This window comes from Micromonospora sp. WMMD714 (assembly GCF_029581315.1).
Taxonomy (GTDB): domain Bacteria; phylum Actinomycetota; class Actinomycetes; order Mycobacteriales; family Micromonosporaceae; genus Micromonospora; species Micromonospora rifamycinica.
In genome coordinates this window covers 1,628,638-1,645,087 of sequence record NZ_CP120744.1, presented here as the reverse complement: position 1 = coordinate 1,645,087, position 16,450 = coordinate 1,628,638, and the positions used below count along the sequence as shown (strand labels likewise).

Here is a 16,450-nt window from a genome sequence, read left to right as displayed (position 1 = left end):
GCACTACCGCACCTTTCCCGGTGCAGCGCGCAAATGAACATCCTTGTACGCGCAATTTCTGACGGGCGGGATTCGGTTGCCCCGCATAATAGGTAAACCCTTGCCGTGGTGAGGGTCGCCTACATAACATATTGATGACGCCGAATTGCTGATTCCGAGGTGAAGATCCGGGAAATTCTGACCTTGACGCGTACCTCTCCTCTCCAGGGGGCGCCAGCAGGGGCGTTCTCGCGAGCGAGGAGGGTTCATGAAGGAATTCAGAATCAGTCGACGGGACGGCCTGGTCGCGCTGGGCGCAGGACTGGGTGCGGCACTGCTCGGTGCCGGTCCGGCCAGCCGGGCAGCAGCCGGGGCGCGCGAGGGTGCCGCCCGGGTCGGCGCGGCCCCGGTCGGTTACAGCATTACGATCCTGAACAATTCGGCGCTGGACGACATGAACGCCATCCTCTTCCAGGAGATGCCCGTCCTCCCGAGCGACGCGGTCACGCTCGCCTGGATGTCGAAGATGTGCCACCCGTCGACGACCGTCGAATACCAGTGGAGCATCGACTACAACTTCGTCTGGGGTCAGGTCGGGACACTCGTCCCCGGAACGCAGTTCGTGGCCGGTCAGACCCTCTCCGCAGACCTGACCCAGAACAACCTGGTCACCCTCTCCTACGTCGGCGGCGGTTTTGAATTCGGGCCGACCAGCTCCTCCGGGAAGAACGGCAGCCTGATAATCAAGGAGGACGGCACGGTCCCGGGGGCAGGGGACCAGGACCAGGGAAGTGTGGGCATCGGCATGTCGGGGGCCGGCACCTTCGTCGTGCCGACCCTGACGAACGCCGGAGTCGAGTTCGACCCGAAGCCCACCTACTGGGTCGCCTTCGGCAGCTTCGAGAGCAGCGAGGTGATGGACGTCTCCGAACTCACCACGCCCGCACAGGTGTTGTACCCCGCCGGCATGACCAGCGCGAAGGCCGTCTTCGACGGCAAGGGATGGACCATCTCCTACAGCAGCTAGCGCAGCCTCCGGCCCGCCGCCCGACCGGCCCGCCGCCTTCGGTGCCGGTCGGAGCGGGAAGAATGGCCGGCATGCGTTGGACCGTGCTCGACTCGCCGATCGGGGAGTTCTCCGTCGCCACCGACGACACGGCGGTCTGCGGCGCGCACTTCGGCCGGGTCACGTCGGCCGCCGACCGGCCTGGCGACGCGCTGGCCGGTCGGGCGGTCGCCGAGCTGCGGGCGTACTTCGCCGGTGAGCTGACCGGGTTCACCGTGCCGGTGGCGGCCCCGCGCGGCTCCGAGTTCGAGCGCGCCGTGTGGCAGGAGATGACCCGGATCCCGTACGGGGAGACGCTCACCTACGGCGAGGTGGCCCGGCGGGTCGGCGATCCGGGTGCGGCGCGGGCGGTCGGGGTGGCCTGCAACCGCAACCCGGTGCCGGTGATCGTGCCCTGTCACCGGATCGTCGGCGCGGGTGGCAAGCTGGTCGGCTTCGGTGGCGGCCTACCCCGCAAGGTCACCCTGCTGGAGCTGGAGGCGGGGGTGGCCCTGCGCCGCGCCTGGTCGTGATCGGTTCCGGGTCAGCCCCGCCATGCCCTCGCCGTGGGGCCGATGTAGCGGTGTCGGCGGTGAGCGGATACCGCAGTATCGGCCCAATGGAGTTGACCATGGAGGTGCGGCGGCCGGTGGGTCAGGGGAGTGGGGCGAGGCGACCTGCGCGGAGGTCCGTGACGAAGGCGGTCCAGCCGGCGGCGGGGTAGAGCAGAAGCGGTCCGCCACGGTCCTTGCTGTCGCGTACGGCGAACCGGCCACTGCCGTCGAGCACCGGCCCGGCCTCGACACAGTTGCCGTCGCCGTTGCCGCTGCGGGTGCTGACATGCCAGGCCACCGGGAGCCCGGCGTTGGTGAGGGGGTTGACCGTCGCCATGCGCTCACTCCAGACGTGCTTCCAGATCGAAGAGAACCCGCTGCACGGCGCCGTTGCGCAGCGCCGCCCGGCGCAGTCGATCGTAGCGCTGGTGCAGCGAATCGGCCTTCTCCCCTTCGACCACGACTGTTCCGACAACGGTGGAGATGCAGCCGGCAGGTGGATAGGGCCGGCGCATCCGAAAGACGTCGAAGGCGCCGTTCGGGCTGGCGTGGGCTCCTGCGGTGAACGGCAGGATCATGATCTCGACGTTCGGCCAGCCGGCCATCTCGCGGAGATGGGCGAGTTGGGCGCGCATTGTCTCGGGCCCGCCGACCATCCGGCGCAGCGCACCTTCATTGATGATGACCGAGAGGCGGATCGGATCTGGTTGACTCAACCGCTGTTGACGGGTCATGCGCAGATCAACGAAGCGCTGAAGCTGATCGTCCGCGAGATCCTCGTCGGCTGCCCGGATGACGGTCTCGGCATATGTCCTGGTCTGGAGCAGGCCGGGGATGACTGAATCCTGGAAGGAGTCGATCGCGGTGGCTCGACTCTCCAGCCAGATCCAATCGATCAAGGACGCGGCGACGTTGGCGGCGAGTCCATCCCACCAACCCCTCTGCCACACGTCCTGCGCCATCGTCTTGAGGTCGTCACGTCTCTTCGGGTCGTCGATCCCGCATACGTCGAGGTAGGTCAACACCTCTGGCACTCGGGCCGGCAGCATGCCTGATTCGATCCGGCTGACAGTGCTGGCGTTGCGGTTGAGGCATTCGCCCACATCCCGCAGCGTCAGCCGGGACTTCTCCCGCATCTCGCGGAGCTGCTGACCGAGCCATTGAGCGCGGAGCGTGGACGCATGTTCGTTCGGCATGTCTTCTCCCCACCTCCCTCCGACCTTGTAGAGTATCTCGAAAACATTCCACCGATGCAAGCTTGCATGGCGATCTGTCATGCTGCATGCTGCGTGTGGCTGCGATTACTGAAGGTGATCGACGGTCGAGACGAGGACGGACCGGGGTGGGACGGCTTGGCGGCATGCCCACCCCGGTCCGGGAACGAGCCGAACGGGAGGCGCAACGCGATGGTCGGCGTCCCGGGGAACGACTCCCCGACTGTCTACCACGTCGTACCCGCACGAAGCGGGTGCCGGCGCGCTTCGCGGTGCGTACCCCCTCGGTTTCCTGGGCCGGTGACGCGCTGACCTGATGGCGCACCACCGGCCCCGAGCCGGGCGGACGTGCGGAACCCCCGCCGCGAATCCCCCTCGCGGTGGTGACCCCGGGACCGCGCGTCCGCCCCTTGGCGAAGGGGTGCCAGTGGGCCTGTACGAAACCCGGGCGCGGGTGGAGAGCCGCGCCGCACACGAGATCATCGCCGCGCACGTCGCCGATCCCGAGAGCCAGCAGTGCCGGGTCTGCCTGACCGTCGTACCGTGTCCGCCTGCCAACGCGGCAGCGAACCGCCTGGTGGAGTTGGGTCTTCCGGTGCTCGACCCGGTCCCGCCGCAGCGGCGTTCCGCGCTGCGGCGCTGGCTCGCTCCACACCGGCGGGGGCGAACCGGGCCGGCACCGCTACTCAGTCGGGCCTGGCGGTGGCGACTCGGGTCGGCGGTGGGCTGATGCGGCTCAGCTTCGATCCGGAGGAGCCGCCGGCCGATCCGCCGGCCGAGTGCGTGTCACCGACCATCTGGCGGTTGAGTCACCGGCTGTACCGCTGTCACCTCCTCGCGGACGACGGCGGGTGCACCTGTGGTGAACCGTTCCCCTGTCGGTCGCGGCGGCTCGTGGAGCGCGGTTTCCTGGCGGCGCTCGGGTTGGGCGTCGGGGCGGCGAGCCGACAGGACCTGCTCGACCGGCTCACCGCCGAGGACAGCTTGATCGCACAGCCCGTCCGCCCTGATCCGAGCGATCCTCGCCACCATCGTCCCGGACCACCCAGTAAGGAGGAGAGATGACGCCGAGCGTGGTTGACCAGCCGACGGACGAGTTATACAAATCTGGTATGGCCTTCACCCTGAACCTGAAGCCCGAGGTCGAGCAGCGACTCAAGGAACTCGCCGAGGCGGAGCACCGGTCGATGCACAAGACGGTCGAGGTGGCGGTGCAGGCCTACCTGGACCGGCACGACCGGGACGAGTGGACCCGCCAGGCCGCCCGCCGGGTGCACGAGCGAAACGCCGAGTTCTACGAAATGTTGGGCGACCGGTGACGCGGGCCTGGCCGGACGCCGAGGATCTGCTGCTCCTGCTCGCGGACAGCACCTCATCCCGAACCATCGTGCGCGACGGTGGGATTCTCTTCGCCTCGGCGGCGCGTCCCCATGCCCAACTGCTGCAGGGCCGGGTTTATGCGACACCGCTGGACCAGGCGGCCGCACTCCTGCACGCGATCATGATCTGGCGTCCCCTCGACATGTGGAACGCCAGTCTCGCCTGGACGACGGCGGACGTTCGCTTGGAACGTTCCGGCTTCGTCCTCACCATGCCGGCCAAGGACCGGATGGCGTTGACCGAGGCGTTGACCAGTGGCGAGGTCGACTCGGTCGAGGAGTTGGCGCTGCGGCTGTCGCCGTACCTGGAGATGGCGGACTGAACGCGCGAGGGCCGGGTCCGTGCGGACCCGGCCCTCGGCGGTGCGGTGCCGGTGCGTCAGCGCTCGACGTCGCCGGTGATGAAGCCCTCGACGGCGGCGTGCGCGTCGTGGTCGGCGTACTGCACCGGCGGGGACTTCATGAAGTAGGAGGAGGCCGAGAGGATCGGGCCGCCGATCTTGCGGTCCAGGGCGATCTTGGCGGCCCGGACCGCGTCGATGATGACGCCGGCCGAGTTCGGCGAGTCCCACACCTCGAGCTTCAGCTCGGCGTTGAGCGGGGTGTCACCGAAGGAACGGCCCTCCAGGCGGATGTACGCCCACTTGCGGTCGTCCAGCCACGGCACGTGGTCCGACGGGCCGATGTGCACGTCGCTCTTGACCATCTCGTGCGGGATCTGGGAGGTCACCGACTGGGTCTTCGAGATCTTCTTCGAGACCAGCCGGTTGCGCTCCAACATGTTCATGAAGTCCATGTTGCCGCCGAAGTTGAGCTGGTAGGTGCGCAGCAGCTCGACGCCGCGGTCCTCGAACAGCTTCGCCAGCGCGCGGTGCACGATGGTGGCACCGACCTGGCTCTTGATGTCGTCGCCGACGATCGGCAGCCCGGCGTCGGTGAACTTCTGCGCCCACTGGGGGTCGGAGGCGATGAAGACCGGCAGCGCGTTGACGAAGGCGCAGCCGGCGTCGATCGCGGCCTGGGCGTAGAACTTCGCCGCCTGCTCGGAGCCGACCGGCAGGTAGCAGACGACCACGTCGACCTGCGCGTCGCGCAGCGCCTTGACCACGTCGACCGACTCGGCGTCGGACTCCTCGATGATCTCGCGGTAGTACTGGCCCAGGCCGTCGAAGGTCGGGCCGCGCTGGACGGTGATGCCGGTGGGCGCCACGTCGCAGAGCTTGATGGTGTTGTTCTCACTGGCGACGATCGCCTCGGCGAGGTCCATGCCGACCTTCTTGGCGTCCACGTCGAACGCCGCGACAAAGTCCACGTCCGATACGTGGTAGTCGCCGAAGGTGACGTGCATGAGACCCGGGACGCGGTCGTTCGGGTCGGCGTTGCGGTAGTACTCCACGCCCTGCACGAGGGACGAGGCGCAGTTACCCACACCGACGATGGCGACGCGGACGGAGCCCATAGCGTCTGCCTCCTTCTTCTTCATCACGGCCGCTCATTCCTGGACGCTCCAGGCGGAGGCGGGCTGTTGTTGTCTCGTGGACCGTCGGTCGTTCCGGATCGCGGGACGACCGGGGCACGGCCGGAGCGCTCGTTGGCGATGAGCTCCTCCAGCCAGCGGACCTCACGCTCGCAGGCGTCGAGCCCGTGGCGTTGCAGTTCCAGGGTGTACGCGTCGAGACGCTCGGCTGCCCGGCCCAGCACGTCCCGAAGTCCTTCGCGACGCTCCTCGATCGTGCGCCGACGACCCTCCAGGATGCGCAGGCGGGTCGCCTGGTCGGTGCGGGCGAAGAACGCGAAGTGCACGCCGAAGCCCGTGTCGTCGTAGGTCTCGGGTCCGGCCTGCGCGATCAGCTGGGCGAAGCGTTCCTTGCCCTCCGCGGTGATCTTGTAGACCACCCGCCCGCGGCGGCTGGTCAGCGCGGGCACCTCCTCGGCGGTGGCCGGTGTCCCGGCGGCTTCGGTGATCCAGCCCGCCGCCTGCAACCTGCGCAGGGTCGGGTAGAGCGAGCCGTAGCTGATCGCCGCCCGGATGGCGCCGAGCTTGGCGGTGAGCTCCTTGCGGAGTTCGTAGCCGTGCATCGGGGCCTCCTGGAGGAGGCCGAGGATGGCGAGTTCCAGCACGGGCCACCCTTTCCTTACCCTCGGGGCGGGTCGTTAACCGCCTCGATGTATCGGACCGATACATCGCACGCTAGTACCTCACCTGCCATCCGGGCAAACCCCCGTTTCGCGGCAACCCGTTCACGGATCGTGACGGTGGTCGCCCCGCCCGGTCGGAGCGCGTACCCTTTGCCGCATGCGTACGTCTCGCCAGGTGGTCGACTACTCGCTCCAGAAGCGGGCAGTCCTGCGTGAGCTGCTCGCCGGGCGGATCGGCACGCACGACGTCTGCGACGCTTCGCCGTACCTGAAGAGCGCGGCCCGTTTCCACGGGGAACCGACAGACCAGCGGTGTCCGATCTGCCGGAGCGAGAACCTGATCCACGTCCACTACATTTACGGGGACGAACTCCGGCAGTCCGCCGGTCAGGCCCGGGCCCTGGCCGAACTGTCCGTGCTGGCGATGACGTTGGGTGAGTTCCAGGTCTTCGTGGTCGAGGTGTGCCTCGGCTGTGACTGGAACCACCTCGTCGAGCAGTTCCTGCTCGGCCGGGACGGGCTGGTCGAGGGCGGCCCGGAGCAGGGGGCGGCGGACGCCGCCACCGCTGCCACCCAGGGACGAAGGCGAGAGGCGCAACGGTGAAGCCTGCTGATCCGGTCGAACCCGGTGTCGTACGACACAGACACCGCGACCGGCGGCTCGCTGACCCGAATGACCCGATTGATGCAGAAATTTCAGTGCGCCACCGGGCTCTCCCCGGCTTCAGTGCGCGTGTGTCAACTCACGGCAACCCGGTGGTGGCGCCCCCGCGTCCCACCGCGACCGGCAGGGTGTGAGGAATGAACTCGTACGGCGATCCCAGTTCCCCGCGTGCGCGGGCCCAGGTACCGGGTTCGAACGGCGGCCCCGGACCCGGGGCGGACGACGCGTACCCCCGGCACTCCGGTGCGGCCCGGGGCGCTGCCTCGGCCGGCCGGGCGTCGGTCGGCGGTGCCGCGCCCAGCGGGCGGGCCTCGGCGGCGGTGCCCCCGCCGCGCGCGACGGGCGGTGCGGCCGGCTCGGCCTCGGTCGGCCGGGCCGGCTCGGGTCGCGCCTCGGTGCCGGTCTCCCCGGCCGGGCCGGGCCGGGCCTCCGTGCCGGTCTCCCCGGCGTCGTCGGCGTCGGGGTGGGGCGGCGGTGGCCGGGCCTCGGTGCCGGTCTCCCCCGCGGGCGGACCGGCCGGTCGGGCCAGTGTCGGGACGGCTTCCGCCGGCCGGGCCAGCGTCGGCGCGGCGTCGGTCGGCTCCGCGGGCCGGGCCTCGGTGGCCCGGGCCGGCGTGGCGCAGGTCGGCGGCGGGCCGGGTGGGCCGGGCGGTCCGAACGGGCCGGGTCGTGGCTACGGCGGCGGTGCCGGCGGCGGGCGTGGACGCGGGCCGGGTGACCCGGACGCGCTGGCGCGGGCCAAGCGGCGCAAGCGGATCAACCTGCTGATCGCCGGCTTCGCGGTCTTCATCATGCTCGCCGGTCTCGGCGTGGTCGGCTTCACCTACTACTCCACCACCGTGGTGCTGCCCAACCAGATCAAGCTGCCGCTCGCCACCACCATCTACGCCAGCGACAACAAGACGGTGATCGCCAAGGTCGGCGAGCAGAACCGCACCTTCGTCTCGATCAACCAGATCCCGCAGCACATGCGGGACGCGGTGGCGGCGGCGGAGGACAAGAACTTCTACGAGCACGCCGGTGTCGACTACAAGGGCATCGCGCGCGCCGCCTGGAACAACCTCTCCAACGGCGACAAGCAGGGTGCCTCGACGATCACCCAGCAGTACGCCCGCAACGCCTACGAGAACCTCCAGGACGACTCGTACGCGCGGAAGGTGAAGGAGGCCATCGTCGCCTCCAAGCTCAATGATCAGTTCACCAAGGAACAGATCATGGAGCACTACCTCAACACCATCTACTTCGGTCGCAACGCCTACGGCATCGAGGCGGCGGCGCAGACGTACTTCGGCAAGTCGGTCTCGAAGGTCGACGTGGCCGAGGCCGCCGTGCTCGCCGCGTTGATCAAGCAGCCGGAGCCGAGCAGCACCCACAAGGGTTTCGACCCGGCGCTCAACCCGACGGACGCCAAGGACCGGTGGGACTACGTCATCAAGAACATGATCGAGATGCACTGGGTCGACGCCCCCGGCCGACCGGCGCATCCGACGGAGTACCCCACCAAGACCCTGCAGACCCCCAAGGAGTCCCGCTCCGGCGTCAAGTTCGGGGTCAACACCCCGATCGGCAACGTGATCAACTACGTGTCGGCGGAGATGCGGGAGAAGAAGCTCTGCACCGACAACGACGCCGAGGTGACCGAGCGCAAGCCGCGCTGTTCGGCGATGCTCCGCGAGGGTGGCTACCGGATCCGGACCACCATCGACAACAAGGTGCAGAAGGCCGTCACCAGCGCCGCCCAGCGCAGCACCAAGGGTTCCGAGCTGGACGGCGCCCGCAAGAACCTGATGGCCGCGGTGGTCTCCATCGACCCGCGCAACGGCCGGGTGCTCGGCTACTACGGCGGGGACGACGGCACCGGCACCGACTACGCCGGCACGAACACCGACACGAACGGCAACGTCACCGGCGGTCACTCGCCCGGCTCCAGTTTCAAGATCTACACGTTGGCGGCGGCGCTGGAGGCCGGCAAGTCCGTCGAGTCGCGTTGGAAGGGGCGGGCGTTCACCCCGGAGGGCGTGAAGTTCCGGGTCAGCAACGCCGGCAACGACAACCCCAAGTGCGGGGACTCCTGCACGCTGCGGGAGTCGACGCTGCAGTCGCTGAACGTGCCGTTCTACCACGTCAGCCTGGACATCGGCCCCGACAAGATCGTCGACATGGCAGCCAAGGCCGGCGTCGGCATGATGTGGCAGACCAACGTGAGCCCGCCCAAGGGGCACGACCTGACCAAGGAGAAGGCCGCCGATCTGGCGCCCGACCCCTTCTACCACGTGGTCGCCTACGGCCAGTACCCGATCACCGTGCTCGACCACGCCAACGGCATCGCCACCTTCGCCAACAAGGGCATCTACAACAAGGCGCACTTCCTGATCTCCGCCGAGAAGCAGAACAAGGAGACCGGCAAGTGGGAGAAGCTCGGTGGCGAGCAGCTCAAGCCGCAGAAGCGGATCAACCCGGACGTCGTCGCCGACGTGACCGACGTGTTGGAGGCCTACCCGGGCCGGATCAACCACACCCTGGCGGACGGCCGGAAGGCGACCGCCAAGACCGGCACCTGGGAGCTCAAGGAGGGCACCAACCAGAACGGTGACGCCTGGACCATCGGCTACACCCCGCAGCTCGCCACCGCCGTCTGGGTGGGCAACAAGGGCAAGCGGGAAGCGATCAAGCTGAACAACGGCGACAACATCAGCGGTGCCACCATGCCCGGCGAGATCTGGGAACGGGTGATGAACGGCGCGCTCAAGGGCGAGGACAAGCTGGACTTCCCGCCGGCCGCCAAGGTCGGCGACCCGGAGTCCGGCAACGGCACTCCGCCGCCGCCTCCGCCCCCGCCGCCGAACGCGCCGAACACGCCCAACTGCGACCCCGGTGACCTGCTCTGCCAGCTCGGTGGCGGCAACCAGGGTGGTAACCAGGGCGGCAACCAAGGTGGAAACCAGGGCGGCAACCAGGGTGGAAACCAAGGCGGCAACCAGGGTGGAAACCAGGGCGGCAATCCGCCGCTCCCGCCCAACCAGAACCTCCCCGGCCAGAACGGCGGGAACGGCGGCGGCATTCTGCCCACCCCCCGTACCCGGGAGTGACCCGAACTCGGCGCTGACGACCGTCGATACCGCTGCCGGCCACCGCGAACCTGCGGTGGCCGGCAGCGGCGTTTCCCGGTCGACCCGATGGCACCGGGCGGCCGCTGCCGTCGCGCGGGGGCATTCGACCGGAACATGCTCCTCGTCCACGAGCCATTCATAGGGCAGGATGCATTCTCATGAGCAACCAGCCGACGGCCGGCATCGACGACGCCGGGACCAGTGACCACCCGTCCCGATCGGACGGCTTCGTCCGGGGCGCCGCCGAGGCGATCGGCGGGCCGCTCGGCGACCACGCCGTCGCCCTGGACCGGCCCGCCGGTCGGGAGAGCCGGTTCTGGACGGCGGCCCGGATCGTGCTGGCGCTGGCCTGTCTGACCCTGGCCCTGCACTGGGTGCAGAAGGCGCCCTGCCAGAACGGCGCCTGGCAGAACAACATCCAGTACACCCGGATGTGCTACACCGACGTGCTGGCCCTCTACTACGCCGAGGGCCTGCACGAGGGCAAGGTCCCCTACCGGGACCACCCGGTCGAGTACCCGGTGCTCACCGGCTACATGATGGGCGCCCTCGGTCTGCCGGTGCACGCCGTCGGCGTGGACGATCCGACGATCAACCAGGGGCGGTGGTTCTACAACGCCAACGCGTTGACCCTCAGCGCGCTCGCCGTCGCCACCGCCGCGGTGATCCTCGCCCTGCGCCGCCGACGACCCTGGGACGCGGCACTCTTCGCCCTGGCCCCGGCGCTGTTCCTCACCGCCACCGTCAACTGGGACTTCCTCGCCATCGGGCTGGCCGCGCTCGGGCTGGCCGCCTGGGCGAAACGACAACCCGTCCTGGCCGGGGTCCTGCTCGGTCTGGGTGGCGCGGCGAAGATGTGGCCGCTGTTCCTGTTCGGCCCGATCCTGATCCTCGCCCTGCGCGCGGGCCGGTTGCGGGCCGCGTTGACCGCCACCGCGACCGGCGCGGCCGCGCTGGTCGCGGTGAACCTGCCCACCGCGATCCGCTACCCGGACAACTGGGGGCGGTTCTTCGAGCTGAACACCACCCGGCCCATCGACTGGGGCACGCTCTGGTACATCGGGCGGTACCTGGACGGCAAGGTGAACACCGGCGGCCCCGGCGACCAGGGTCCGTTCCAGTGGCTGAACGCCAACATCCCGACCCTCAACAACCTGTCGTACGCCCTGTTCGGGCTGGCCTGTATCGGCGTGGCCGTACTGGCCCTGCGGGCACCCCGTCGGCCCCGGCTGGCCCAGCTCGCCTTCCTGGTGGTGGCGGCCTTCCTGATCTTCAGCAAGGTCTGGTCCCAGCAGTTCGTGCTCTGGCTGCTGCCACTGGCGGTGCTCGCCCGCCCGCGGTGGGGCGCCTTCCTCGCCTGGCAGCTCGCCGAGGTGTGCTACTTCGCCGCGTTCTACGGCGAGCTGCTCGGCTCGGCCACCAGTCGCCCGGTCTTCCCCGAGGGTGTCTTCGTGCTCGCCTCGTCGCTGCGGCTCGGCACGGTGGTGGTGCTCTGCGTCCTGATCGTCAAGGACATCCTGCACCCGGAGCGCGACGCGGTCCGGCAGACCTACGCCGACGACCCCGACGGCGGCGTCCTCGACGGTGCCCCCGACGCCCCCTGGCTAACCAAACTCCGCCGCAAAGCCCCCACCCCCACCCCCGAACCAACCCCCACCCCCGCCTGAGAGGAAGTAGGGATGGGGCCACCCGGCCTGGCCTGACTCACCGCCCGCGCCCCACCCAAGACGCGCAAGTCCAAGACGGCCATGCGCCCGCCAGGCGGGCGGGGGAGCCCAGCCGGCGCAGGGATCAAGCCTGACCGCCCGGAGCCGGCTGGGCTCCCCCGCCCGCCCCCACCGCAACCCCCGACTCAGAGACGGAACACCACGGCATTACCGACCTGCTGGCGGGTGATACCCAACTGGTCGACCGGGGCGTCCACGGTCACCTCCCACGGGGTGCCGACGATCTGGTCCCGCAGCACCACCACGTCGCGTACGCCGAGGGTGCGCAGGTAGTCGACGCTGGTCTGGTCGGGGAAGGCCGCCGTCACCCGACGTACGTCGTCGAGCTGTTTCGGGGTGAACCCGCTGCCACCGTTGACCACCTGCTGGAAGCGGCTGGTCGACCAGAGCATCACCGGCTGGTCCTGGTTCTGGCCGCTGGGCAGCACCAGCAGCGGACCGTCCACCGTCCGCATCGCCACCGGTTGTTCCGGCACCACCGGATGCGGTGTGTCGTTCAGCCCCTCCACCACGACCAGCAGCAGCGGCAGCAGGGTGGCCAGCCGCAACCACGGTGACGGTCGGGCGGGCACCCGCCCGCCGGTGAGTTCGCGTACCCGCTGGGCGAAGGCGGTCACCGTACCGGCCGCCAGCAGGCCGAGCAGCAGCGTCGTCCAGAGCATCATCCGGCCCGGCGTGCGCAGCCCGCTGAAACCCGGCAGGTGCTCGAAGAGCGGCGCGTAGGTGAAGGTGCCACCGAAGAACTCGGTGCCCATCGCCAGCACCATGGTGACCAGTACCCCGGCGAGCAGCAGCAGCCGGTGGCGCAGCCGCCACACCGAGAAGAACAGCCCGCCGGCCGCCAGCGCGTACAGCACGAAGCCCGGCAGCAGGGTCATCTCCGGGTGCCAGGGCAGCGTCGCCCGCGCCCCCTCGTGCAGCCCGCCCCAGATCCACGACTCGGCGGGCGCGGTGAAGAAGCCACTGGCCGGCGGCGAGTAGACGCCGATGTCGCCGAGCGTCCGTTCCGCGTTCGGGTGCAGCTCGGCCACCTTGAAGTACGGCACCGCCAGCAGCGCGCCGACGCCGGCGAAGAGCAGCCCGCCGACCAGGTCGGCGACGAACAGCCGGCGACCGAAGGGCCGACGCCCGCGCCGTCGTCGCCAGAACCACACCGCCGCCGAGACCAGCAGGGTCACCGCGAGGACGTAGGCGAACACCAGGCCGATGCCGAAGCCCAGGCTGAGCTGCCAGGCGGCCACCACCCACCCGGCGTACGCCCAGCCGACCCGGCGTCGTTCCGGACGGTAACCGTGCCGCAGTGACCAGCCGTGCCCCCGGGCCAGCATGGCCAGCGCCAGCGGAATGCCGCCGTTGGAGACGATGTGCAGGTGACCGGCCTGGGCGAGCAGCCACGGCGCGTAGGTGTAGCTGACCCCGGCGACCGCCGCACCGATCCGCCCCGAGCCCAACTGCCGGGCCAGCACGTACGCCCCGAAGGTGGCCATCGCGTGCGCCAGCACGAACATGATGTTGTAGCGGAGCACGGCGGCGTCCGGTCCGGTGCCGAGCATGCCGACCGGCGCGTAGCCGAGCAGCATGTCGGAGAAGGCGAAGCTCCAGGGTTCCGGGAAGAACGTGTTGGACTGGAACAGCTGCCCCGGGTTCGTCCGCAGGGCATGCCCCGACCAGGCCATCTGCCAGGCCTGGAGGCTCGGATCCCAGTAGTCCTGGGGGAGGGTGTAGAGCGGGTAGCGCAGGGTCGGCCAGGTCATCCCCACGGCGAGGGCGAGCGAGGCGAGGACGGCGAGCGTCCACTCGTGCACCAGGAACCGACCGGTGGCGCGGGCCGCCCGACGGGGACGACCGGGTACCGGCTCCGGCTCCGGCGCGAACGACGTCCACGGGTCGGCCTCGGCGGCGGCGTCCTTCCGGTCCGGCCCGCTCCCGCCACCGGTCGTACCCGCCTCGGCGGTCTTGGTCTCGCCGGCCCCGGCCTTGTCCGCCGTGGTCCCGTCGAGCTCGGCCTTGCCGACCTTGGGCGTGTCCACCTTGGTCTCGTCGAGCTCGGGCCTGCCCATTTCGGGCTTGTCCGCTGTGGTCTTGCCGATCTCGGGCTTGTCCGCTGTGGTCTTGCCGGCCTCGGGCTTGTCCGCCGTGGTCCTGCCGGCCTCGGGCTCGTTGACCCCGGGCTTGTCCGCCGTGTCCGGCTCGGCACTGCGGGGGGCGTCCGCCGCTGCGGTCCGGTCCGCCTGCGGCGGCCCCGCCGCGCCCGTCGGGCCGGGGTCCGCCCCGTCGGTCTGCCGTGGCGGCTGGCCGCCGCCGGTCGCGTTGGTGGTCATCGGCGCTCAGGCCCCCGTGCCGAGCTGCTCGCGGAGGAAGGCGATGTCCGCGCCCTGACCAGCCGGTCCGCCGGGGGTCTCCACGATGACCGGGGCGTCGGCGGCCCGGATCACCGCCACCAGCAGCTCCGGGTCGATGACCCCGCTGCCGAAGTTGTCGTGCCGGTCCTGCCCGGAGTTGAACCCGCCCTTGGAGTTGTTCGCGTGCACCAGGTCGATCCGACCGGTGATCGCCTTCACCCGGTCGACCACGTCGAGCAGCTCCTCACCGCCGGCGTACGCGTGGCAGGTGTCGAGGCAGAAGCCCACCTCGTAGTCGCCGAGCGCGTCCCAGAGCCGGGCCAGCGCGTCGAGCCGGCGGGCGCAGGCGTTGTCGCCGCCGGCCGTGTTCTCGATCAGGACCGGGACGGGGAAGCCGCCGGAGCCGGCCGCGTACGCGAAGGTCTTGCGCCAGTTGTCGAAGCCGACCGCGAGGTCGTCACCGGCGTTGACGTGGCCGCCGTGCACGATCAGCCCCCGGGCGTCGAGCTGGGCCGCCGCGGTGGCGTGGCCGAGCAGGAGCTTGCGGCTGGGGATGCGGATCCGGTTGTTCAGGGTGGCCACGTTGATGACGTACGGGGCGTGGACGTAGAGGTCGACGTCGGCGGCGCGCAACCGGTCGGCGTCCTCCCGGGGTTTCGGGGCCTTCCAGCCCTGCGGGTCGGAGAGGAAGAACTGCACCGCCTCGGCGGCGCGGCTGGTTGCTTCTGCCAGCGGGTCGGCCTGGTCGACGTGGGCTCCGATACGCATGCAGGCGAGCCTACGTCCCGCCACCGACTCCGACAGGCGGCGGTCACGGGCAAGTCGGGCGGCGGTGGCCACGCGGCGGGCCGGCACACCCGGTGGTCGTCGGGGCGGCCGGTCGCCGAACCCGCGTCACCCGTCGGGACCGGCGGTCGTTGAGCCGGGTGGGATCGCCGGGGCAGCCGTACCGCCGGCACGGGGGATCTCGGACGAATAGTTTGAATCCGGCTATCTCGTGACGACTGCCGTTGTATCGTCGGATAACAACAGGATGAAGCTCCGCGGGGTGTCCTCGATCCAACCTCATCGGTGTGGTCGTTCCTCCCCAGGTCCCACCCAAGGAATGCGGACGGGACGCCCCGCGGCCCCGTGGACAGGGGTCGCCGCCGGCCTTCGGGCGTCGCGGCGGCCCCTGTCGCCTGTCCCCGGCCCGCCGGGGCGACCTGCGCGGGAGTGCCGGGGCGACCTGCGCGGGAGTGATCGTCACGACCGGGTATCCTGGTCCGGTTGTCCGCGTCCGGTCGGGTTCCCCCGACACCGGGCGGGCACGACGCACGACCTCCTGCCACGGAAGGACCGTGGCCGCCTAGCCCACAGGAGGTGAGCACGTCTTGCGTCATTACGAAGTCATGGTGATCCTCGACTCCAGCCTTGAGGAACGCACCGTCGCACCCTCGCTCGACACGTACCTGAACGTGATCCGGACCGCGGGTGGCTCGGTCGAGAAGACCGACGTGTGGGGCCGCCGGCGCCTCGCGTACGAGATCAACAAGAAGGCCGAGGGCATCTACGCCGTCATCGACCTTCAGGCGACGCCGGAGGCGGTGGCCGAACTCGACCGCCAGCTGCGGCTCAACGAGTCCGTGCTGCGCACCAAGGTCATCCGTCCGGAGATGCGCTAAGCATTCAACCCCGGTTCGCCCGGATCAGCCTCGTCGATGCTGTCAGAGGGTTCTGAGAGCCTGTACGACGCAACGATGAGTGTGCGAGGAGATGGTCATGGCAGGAGATACCACCATCACGGTCATCGGCAATCTGACCGATGACCCCGAGTTGCGGTTCACCCCGTCCGGTGCGGCGGTCGCCAAGTTCCGGGTCGCTTCGACGCCCCGGTTCATGGACAAGACCACCAACGAATGGAAGGACGGCGAGCCGCTCTTCCTGGCCTGCACCGTGTGGCGGCAGGCGGCGGAGCACGTCGCCGAGTCGCTCCAGCGCGGCGCCCGCGTGATCGTCTCGGGTCGGCTGCGCCAGCGGTCGTACGAGACCCGCGAGGGCGAGAAGCGCACCGTCATCGAGCTCGAGGTCGACGAGATCGGCCCGTCGCTGCGCTACGCCACGGCGAAGGTGCAGAAGATGTCGCGCTCCGGTGGCGGCGGCGGTGGCTTCGGCTCCGGTGGCGGTGGCAACCAGGGCGGCGGCGGAGGCAACTTCGACGACCCCTGGGCCTCTGCTGCGCCGGCCCCCTCCTCGCGCGGTGGTTCGGGCGCCAATTTTGATGAGGAGCCACCGTTCTAATGGCGCCGAGCGCCCGC

The 16,450-nt window shown here is 69.9% G+C and carries 16 protein-coding genes; 10 read left to right on the top strand and 6 right to left on the bottom strand.

Annotated features, from left to right (window positions below; translation table 11 throughout):
- Positions 1-247: 247 nt before the first annotated feature.
- Both O7625_RS07325 and O7625_RS07320 read left to right on the top strand, forming a co-directional pair.
- A complete protein-coding gene (locus tag O7625_RS07325; RefSeq protein ID WP_282269560.1) occupies positions 248-1,006 on the top strand; it encodes a hypothetical protein in 759 nt (252 codons plus the stop codon).
- A gap of 71 nt (positions 1,007-1,077) precedes the next feature.
- Positions 1,078-1,557: a methylated-DNA--[protein]-cysteine S-methyltransferase gene (locus tag O7625_RS07320; RefSeq protein ID WP_282345170.1), complete on the top strand. Its 480-nt coding sequence runs from the start codon at positions 1,078-1,080 to the stop codon at positions 1,555-1,557.
- 121 nt (positions 1,558-1,678) lie between these two features.
- Here O7625_RS07320 and O7625_RS07315 read toward each other — a convergent pair whose 3' ends face one another.
- Positions 1,679-1,915: a DUF397 domain-containing protein gene (locus tag O7625_RS07315; RefSeq protein WP_282345169.1), complete on the bottom strand. Its 237-nt coding sequence runs from the start codon at positions 1,913-1,915 to the stop codon at positions 1,679-1,681.
- A 4-nt stretch (positions 1,916-1,919) separates the two neighbouring features.
- Positions 1,920-2,774, bottom strand: a complete 855-nt coding sequence (locus tag O7625_RS07310) for a helix-turn-helix transcriptional regulator (RefSeq protein WP_282345168.1) — start codon at positions 2,772-2,774, stop codon at positions 1,920-1,922.
- Between the two features lie 445 nt (positions 2,775-3,219).
- Between O7625_RS07310 and O7625_RS07305 the strand changes: the two genes are divergently transcribed.
- The 3 genes from O7625_RS07305 to O7625_RS07295 all read left to right on the top strand — a co-directional run bounded on the left by O7625_RS07305 (position 3,220) and on the right by O7625_RS07295 (position 4,494).
- A complete protein-coding gene (locus O7625_RS07305) occupies positions 3,220-3,522 on the top strand; it encodes a hypothetical protein (RefSeq protein WP_282345167.1) in 303 nt (100 codons plus the stop codon).
- A gap of 382 nt (positions 3,523-3,904) precedes the next feature.
- Entirely contained in the window at positions 3,905-4,111 is a 207-nt protein-coding gene (locus O7625_RS07300; protein ID WP_282345166.1) for an Arc family DNA-binding protein, read from the top strand.
- Entirely contained in the window at positions 4,108-4,494 is a 387-nt protein-coding gene (locus O7625_RS07295; RefSeq protein ID WP_282345165.1) for a hypothetical protein, read from the top strand. Before O7625_RS07300 ends, O7625_RS07295 begins: the two co-directional genes overlap by 4 nt.
- Before the next feature lie 56 nt (positions 4,495-4,550).
- Here the strand turns inward: O7625_RS07295 and O7625_RS07290 are convergent, their stop codons facing one another.
- Positions 4,551-5,630 carry an inositol-3-phosphate synthase gene (locus O7625_RS07290; RefSeq protein ID WP_067310760.1) on the bottom strand — a complete coding sequence of 360 codons (1,080 nt, stop codon included), beginning with the start codon at positions 5,628-5,630 and terminating at the stop codon, positions 4,551-4,553.
- A gap of 23 nt (positions 5,631-5,653) precedes the next feature.
- Positions 5,654-6,292, bottom strand: a complete 639-nt coding sequence (locus O7625_RS07285) for a PadR family transcriptional regulator (RefSeq protein ID WP_089004113.1) — start codon at positions 6,290-6,292, stop codon at positions 5,654-5,656.
- A 175-nt stretch (positions 6,293-6,467) separates the two neighbouring features.
- Between O7625_RS07285 and O7625_RS07280 the strand changes: the two genes are divergently transcribed.
- The 3 genes from O7625_RS07280 (at position 6,468) to O7625_RS07270 (ending at position 11,751) form a co-directional block, all read left to right on the top strand.
- Positions 6,468-6,914 (top strand): DUF5318 domain-containing protein, encoded by a 447-nt coding sequence (locus tag O7625_RS07280; RefSeq protein ID WP_067310766.1) that lies wholly within the window; start codon positions 6,468-6,470, stop codon positions 6,912-6,914.
- A gap of 197 nt (positions 6,915-7,111) precedes the next feature.
- Positions 7,112-10,063: a transglycosylase domain-containing protein gene (locus tag O7625_RS07275; RefSeq protein ID WP_282345164.1), complete on the top strand. Its 2,952-nt coding sequence runs from the start codon at positions 7,112-7,114 to the stop codon at positions 10,061-10,063.
- Between the two features lie 179 nt (positions 10,064-10,242).
- A complete protein-coding gene (locus O7625_RS07270; RefSeq protein WP_282345163.1) occupies positions 10,243-11,751 on the top strand; it encodes a glycosyltransferase 87 family protein in 1,509 nt (502 codons plus the stop codon).
- Positions 11,752-11,936: 185 nt separating this feature from the next.
- Here O7625_RS07270 and O7625_RS07265 read toward each other — a convergent pair whose 3' ends face one another.
- The gene (locus tag O7625_RS07265; protein ID WP_282345162.1) at positions 11,937-14,132 is read right to left on the bottom strand and encodes a hypothetical protein; all 2,196 of its coding nucleotides are present in this window, start codon (positions 14,130-14,132) and stop codon (positions 11,937-11,939) included.
- Positions 14,133-14,138: 6 nt separating this feature from the next.
- On the bottom strand, positions 14,139-14,921 hold the full coding sequence (locus O7625_RS07260) for a deoxyribonuclease IV (protein ID WP_282345161.1): 783 nt from the start codon (positions 14,919-14,921) through the stop codon (positions 14,139-14,141).
- Between the two features lie 605 nt (positions 14,922-15,526).
- On the opposite strand from O7625_RS07260, the gene rpsF reads away from it, so the two are divergent.
- A complete protein-coding gene (rpsF, locus tag O7625_RS07255; RefSeq protein ID WP_067301247.1) occupies positions 15,527-15,817 on the top strand; it encodes a 30S ribosomal protein S6 in 291 nt (96 codons plus the stop codon).
- Positions 15,818-15,896: 79 nt separating this feature from the next.
- Positions 15,897-16,433, top strand: a complete 537-nt coding sequence (locus O7625_RS07250) for a single-stranded DNA-binding protein (protein WP_172898421.1) — start codon at positions 15,897-15,899, stop codon at positions 16,431-16,433.
- The last annotated feature ends 17 nt before the right edge of the window (positions 16,434-16,450 follow it).